Below are 4,341 nucleotides of genomic sequence, written 5' to 3' on the forward strand. Positions count from 1 at the left end.
AAAGCAGTAGTAAGTTACGTTGTGTCGTAAGACAAGGCCGCGTTTTCTATTCGGCAATGAAACACGACGGGCCGCAGCGCCCGGTCAACAGCCGAGAGTGTCAAACGATGACTTTTCAGATTTATCCCACGCTTGAGATCCCCGAGACACTGGCTGCGGGCCCGGGGCCTGGCAATACCGATGCTCGTGTTTTGCAGGCCTTTGCCAATGCCGGGGTTGCGGATCACATGCAGGGCGACGTTTTGCGCGGGATGGTCGAATGCAAGCACATGCTGCGCAATATCTGGGGAACCGATAACACCTATACCTTTGCTGTGGCCGGTACCGGCTGGAGCGCATTGGACACCATGTTCTCCGCCGTGATGCCCGGTGATAAAGTCGTGGCCTTTGCCAACGGCACCTTTTCCGGCATTGATGCGCTGACCCTACGCATCAAGGCGGCCACGCCCGAGGAGCATGCCGCCAGCCCGCTTGATCCACAGGCCGCCAGCGTAACGGTCGTTGATGTTCCGCACGGACAGCCGGTCACTGGTGAACTGGTTGAAGCCGCGCTGGAACAGCACAAACCCAAATGGGCCTTTATGACGCATTGGGAAACGGGTTCGGGTCGCGTCAATGATCTGCGTGGCTTCTCGGACGCTTGCGAGCGTCATGGGGTGATGGGCCTGGTCGATGCGGTCTCATCCCTCGGCGTCGATGACTTTTCGATCGATGACTATCCGGGGGTCGCCGGTTGGGCCTCCTGTCCGCAGAAGGGCCTGTGCTGCCTGCCGCTGACCTATGCGCCGGTCAGCTTTACAGATGCCTTTATTGAATCTCTCAGAGCGACGGGTGCCTACAGTTATGTCCACAATCCTCTATTCGAGGCGCGTCACTGGGGTATTGTCGACGGTCAGGACGTCGAAAAGGGGACCTATCACAGAACCCATTCCGGATACGCAGTCGCCGCGTTCCATGAGTCCCTGCGTCTGACACTTCAGGAAGGTCTGGCCAGACGGTCGGCATCCTACAAGACCCATGAACGCGTGCTGCGCGATGCTGTTACGGCCATGGGATGCGAGGTGACTTCGGACATGCCCAGCCTGGTCGTGCTGAATCTGCCGCCGGAACTGGCCGGGCGAGAGATGGAGCTGGTGCAGAACTGTCGGGCAAGGGGTTTTGGGATCTGGCCGACGCTCAGCGCGCCGGTTCAGGTACGCATCGGCATCCTCAATCAGCTCAACCGCCAGGCCGTCAGCCGGATCGTCCGCCTGTTTGCCGAAGCCATGCGGGAACTGGGCGGCAATGTCGATTTCGAAGAGATCGAGGCATTGCTCGAAAGCCGTTACGGCACATCGATCGCTGCTTGAACGCACTGCATGAACGGGAGGAATGCAGATGGATATCCATGAATACCAGGCGAAAGAGGTTCTTTCGAATTTTGGCGTCGCCGTACCGTCAGGTGCCTTGGCCTATAGCCCGGAACAGGCGGCCTATCGCGCCCGCGAACTGGGCGGAGACAAGTGGATTGTCAAAGCCCAGGTCCATGCGGGTGGCCGCGGCAAAGCGGGTGGCGTCAAACTGTGTAACAGTGAAAATGAGATCCACGAGGCCTGTGACGAGATGTTCGGCCGCAAGCTGGTGACCCATCAGACCGGACCGGAAGGCAAAGGCATCTATCGTGTCTATGTCGAGTCCGCTGTGCCGATTGATCGCGAGATCTATCTTGGTTTTGTTCTGGACCGCTCCAGCCAACGGGTCATGATCGTAGCCTCCTCCGAAGGCGGGATGGAGATTGAGGAGATCTCGGCGGAACGCCCGGACAGCATCGTGCGCTCAATCGTGGAACCCGCAGTTGGACTGCAGGAGTTCCAGGCCCGCGAGATAGCCTTCAATCTGGGCCTTGAGGCTCGTCTGGTTCAGCAAATGGTACGGACGTTGCAGGGCTGCTATGCCGCCTTCAGCGATCTGGACGCCACGATGGTTGAAATCAATCCATTGGTTATCACTGGCGACGACCGTGTGCTGGCATTGGACGCAAAGATGAGCTTTGACGACAACGCTCTGTTCCGTCATCCGCAGATCTCGGAACTGCGCGACAAAAGCCAGGAAGACCCGCGTGAAAGCCGCGCGGCGGACCGTGGGCTGTCTTATGTGGGTTTGGACGGCAATATCGGCTGCATCGTGAACGGCGCTGGTCTGGCCATGGCCACGATGGACACGATCAAACTGGCCGGGGGCGAGCCCGCGAACTTCCTCGATATCGGTGGTGGTGCCTCACCCGAGCGCGTGGCCAAGGCCTTTCGACTGGTTCTGTCCGACAAGAACGTTCAGGCGGTTTTGGTCAATATCTTTGCTGGTATTAACCGCTGCGACTGGGTCGCCGAGGGCGTTGTGCAGGCGCTGCGTGAGTTGGATATCGACATCCCGGTCATCGTGCGACTTGCCGGTACGAATGTCGAAGAAGGTCAAAAGATTCTCGCCAAATCCGGCCTACCGATCATCCGCGCCACCACTTTGATGGAAGCCGCTGAACGGGCGGTGGGCGCATGGCAGAATGATCTGTCCCAAAACACCAAGATGAGGGCCGTGTAATGAGCATTCTTCTCGACCGCGACACCCGCGTAATCGTTCAGGGCATCACTGGACGCATGGCGCGCTTTCACACAAAGGATATGCTGGCCTACGGCACCAATGTTGTCGGCGGAGTTGTTCCTGGCAAGGGTGGTGAAACCGTTGAAGGTGTACCGGTGTTTGACACCGTGAAACAGGCCGTTGAGGCAACCGGAGCGGATGCCAGTCTGGTCTTTGTTCCGCCTCCGTTTGCTGCAGACTCCATCATGGAAGCTGCTGATGCGGGCATTCGCTACTGTGTCTGCATCACCGACGGTATCCCGGCGCAGGACATGATCCGCGTAAAGCGTTACATGTACCGTTATCCCAAGGACAGGCGCATGGTGCTGACCGGACCGAACTGCGCCGGTACAATCAGCCCCGGTAAGGCTCTGCTGGGTATCATGCCGGGCCATATCTACCTGCCTGGGAATGTCGGCATCATTGGTCGCTCGGGCACACTGGGGTACGAGGCGGCAGCACAGCTCAAAGAACGTGGCATTGGCGTTTCGACCAGCGTCGGTATCGGTGGCGATCCGATCAACGGGTCCTCGTTCAAAGATATCCTGCAACGGTTTGAAGAGGACGAGGATACCCACATCATTGCGATGATCGGCGAAATCGGCGGTCCGCAGGAAGCTGAAGCCGCGGAATACATCCGCAATCACATTACAAAACCGGTCATTGCTTATGTTGCCGGATTGACCGCCCCCAAAGGTCGAACCATGGGGCACGCCGGTGCGATCATCTCGGCTTTTGGCGAAAGCGCCAGCGAAAAGGTTGAAATCCTGTCCGCTGCTGGTGTGACCGTAGCCGAAAACCCCGCCGTGATTGGTGAGACAATCGCACGAGTGATGGAGGCTGCGTGATGGTTAAACCTTCGGTCTTAGTCACCCGTCGCTGGCCTGCCGCCGTCGAGGCGCAACTGGCCGAAAACTACAACGCCGTGCTGAATACCGGGGACAAGCCAATGTCCCCGGCAGACATCCGGCGGGCGTTGAAAACCTATGATGCTGTCCTACCCACGGTCACCGACACGCTCAGCGCCGAGGCATTGGATGTGCCTGGCGCGCAGACCAAGATCATTGCCAATTATGGGGTCGGCTATAGCCATATCTGCGAACCTTCGGCGCGTGAGCTAGGCATGACGGTAACAAATACACCGGATGTCCTGTCCGAGTGTACGGCCGATCTGGCCATGACGTTGCTGCTGATGGTTGCGCGCCGGGCAGGTGAGGGCGAACGCGAATTGCGCTCCGGCAAGTGGACCGGCTGGCGGCCGACGCATCTTGTGGGCACAAAGGTCAGCGGCAAGACGCTGGGCATCATCGGTTATGGCCGGATCGGCCAGGAAATGGCTCGCCGTGCCCATCACGGGTTCGGTATGAACGTCCTCGTCTATAACCGCAGCGAGGTGGCCGCGGACGTATTGGGCCAGTGCGACGCAACACAGGTGGACACGATCGATGATCTCTTGCCCCAGTGCGATTTTGTGTCACTGCACTGCCCCGGCGGCTCCGCGAACCGGCACCTGATCAACTCGCGCCGACTGAGCCTGATGAAGCCTGACGCATTCCTGATCAACACTGCGCGCGGCGAGGTGATTGATGAATGGGCTCTGATTCAGGCGCTGATGTTCGACATGATTGGTGGCGCAGCTTTGGATGTGTTCGACGGCGAGCCCCGCATCAGCCCGGATCTGCTGCAATGTGACAACCTCGTGATGCTGCCGCATCTGGGCAGCGCAAC

The 4,341-nt window shown here is 58.9% G+C and carries 4 protein-coding genes; all 4 read left to right on the forward strand.

The window, feature by feature from the left end:
* Positions 1–107 precede the first annotated feature (107 nt).
* Positions 108–1,349, forward strand: coding sequence for an aminotransferase class V-fold PLP-dependent enzyme (locus GOX21_RS21360; RefSeq protein WP_170379913.1), 1,242 nt, complete (start codon positions 108–110; stop codon positions 1,347–1,349).
* A 28-nt stretch (positions 1,350–1,377) separates the two neighbouring features.
* Positions 1,378–2,574: a malate--CoA ligase subunit beta gene (locus GOX21_RS21365; protein ID WP_170379915.1), complete on the forward strand. Its 1,197-nt coding sequence runs from the start codon at positions 1,378–1,380 to the stop codon at positions 2,572–2,574.
* Entirely contained in the window at positions 2,574–3,461 is an 888-nt protein-coding gene (gene sucD, locus GOX21_RS21370; protein WP_170379917.1) for a succinate--CoA ligase subunit alpha, read from the forward strand. The genes GOX21_RS21365 and sucD overlap by 1 nt, the downstream gene beginning before the upstream one ends.
* On the forward strand, positions 3,461–4,341 hold an 881-nt coding region (locus GOX21_RS21375), incomplete at its 3' end, for a 2-hydroxyacid dehydrogenase (RefSeq protein ID WP_170379919.1). The genes sucD and GOX21_RS21375, both read left to right, overlap by 1 nt.

This window comes from Ruegeria atlantica (assembly GCF_013032005.1).
Taxonomy (GTDB): Bacteria; Pseudomonadota; Alphaproteobacteria; order Rhodobacterales; family Rhodobacteraceae; genus Ruegeria; species Ruegeria atlantica_A.